At 77.6% G+C, this 1,947-nt stretch carries 1 protein-coding gene; it reads right to left on the bottom strand.

What is annotated here, in order from left to right; translation table 11 throughout:
- Positions 1-1,740, bottom strand: a 1,740-nt coding sequence (locus tag E4099_RS31610; protein ID WP_245245341.1) for a cell division protein PerM, incomplete at its 3' end; no start/stop codon positions are given.
- Positions 1,741-1,947 lie beyond the last annotated feature (207 nt).

A 1,947-nucleotide genomic window follows, 5' to 3' on the forward strand; every position in this document is an offset into this window, starting at 1 on the left:
ATCGTCGCGCGCCCGGCGCCGCCCGGACGCCGCACGCCGCACGCCGCCTCGCGCCGGTGCGCCGGCCGTGCTCGCGCCCCTCGCGTGTTCCGGGTGCGTCCCGCGCCTCACCGGTGGGGCGGCCGTGCCGCCACCCGCCCGGCGGGGCGAGGTGCGGTACATCAGCCGGCACCAGCGCATGACCAGCGCGCCCGGCACCCCCAGCAGCCCGCACCAGCCCAGGGCCGCCGCCCCGGTGAACCACCAGCTCGGGCCGGAGTCGGCGAGTGCGCCGGAGCCGACCGGTCCGCCGGCCACGGCGGCCAGCAGGGCGGCGGCGCAGCCGCAGCCGACCGCCGCGAGCGCGGCGGTGAGCGCGGTCTCCCGGATGCTCCAGGCCCGGCCTCCGCCCCGTCCGCACAGCCGCCCGCGCAACCGGGCCCATCTCCCGCGCGGACCGCCTCCGGGAGATCTCCGGCGTACGCCGCGCAGCAGCCGCAGGAGCCGCCCCGGCCATCGCCGGATACGCCCCTTCGCGGTGGCGGACCGGCCCGTGGGTTCTGACGCCGGGTCCACGGCGGCACGCCCGTCCGACCTGGCCCCGTTCCCCTGCGCCGGCACCGAGGGCGGCAGACGGGGGACGGCCCGCAGCGCCGCGCCGGAGACGAACCAGGCGACCGAGAGCCCGGCGGCGAGCGGCACGACCGCCGCGATCAGCAGGTACGGCGGCGCGGCGGCGGCGGGCGCGGGCAGGGCGGCGAACAGCGGGAACTCGGGAAGCGCCGGAGGGCCGGCGGCACTCAGCGGCCCCACCGCACCGCCGGCGCCGATCGCGAAGCCGGGACCCAGCCCGTAGGCCGCGGCCCACACCACCGCGTTGGGCAGCAGCGCGATGCTGAGCAGCAGCACTCCACACTGCCCCGACCAGGTGCCGGCGAGCCGCCCGAACGCCTGGTACACCGAGCCCGCGTGGCCCGCCAGGGAGACCGCGGTCAGCAGCGCCCCGGCGCCGATCAGCGCCGCCATCGCGCCCCCGGTGGCACGCAGCGCGGCGGTACGGCGGCGGCGGGTCAGCCAGGAGGGGGCGCGCAGCGCCTCGCGGAGGCGCAGGCCGACGGGGGCCGGAAGCTCGCTCAGCAGCCGGCGGACGGCGGCGGGCAGGAGTTCGTACGGCCGACCGGTGCCGGTCCAGGCGCTCAGCGCGACCACCACGAGGGTGACCACGGGCAGATGGAGCAGCGCGCCCAGGGGCGAGACCCGCATCGGGCCGTTCGCCGCGTACACCACCGCGGCCAGCCCGACCAGGAGGTAGCCGGCGGTGACCCAGGCGACGACCCGGCGCGGCACCAGCGGTGGGCTGGACAGCGCGAGTACGGCCGGCGGGGCGGCGAGTCCGCTGCCTCCGGGCACCGGCTCAGGCGGTTCCAAGGCGTGCCGGGTCGCCCGGTACAGCAGCCAGCACGGGAGGGCGCCGAGCAGCAGCGGGGTGAGGCCGAGGGGGCTGGCGGCGCCGGTCGGCCCGGTGCGTACCAGGTCGGCGCCGTGGCCCAGCAGCCACAGGTCGGCGGCGATGTGCAGGGCGCCGCTCGGCCCGGCGTCGGGATACGGCGAGCCGATCCACAGCAGCACCACCACGACGGAGAGGGTGCCGAGGCCGAGGCCGGCGGCCATCACCCCGCTGAAGAACGCCTGGCCGACCGCCGCGGCGTCCCGGGCCGCGGAGTAGCCGCGCGGAGTCAGCGACGGGCGGCCGTCGGTCATCTGGGTCACCCGACCATGCTGCCAAGAAGATCCCATTTATCAGTGAAGTGGGCAGATGATCGTCGTGTCGCTGAAGATATGCCTATGTACCTTTTCATACGCATTTGGGGTGGTTGACCATGGCACCCCGCAGGCCCGGCGCCGACCCGGCGCACCCGAGGCACCAGCAGCCGCACGACATCCGAGCCGCCGCCCACACCCCCGAGC

It is taken from the genome of Streptomyces palmae (assembly GCF_004684805.1).
Taxonomy (GTDB): Bacteria; Actinomycetota; Actinomycetes; order Streptomycetales; family Streptomycetaceae; genus Streptomyces; species Streptomyces palmae.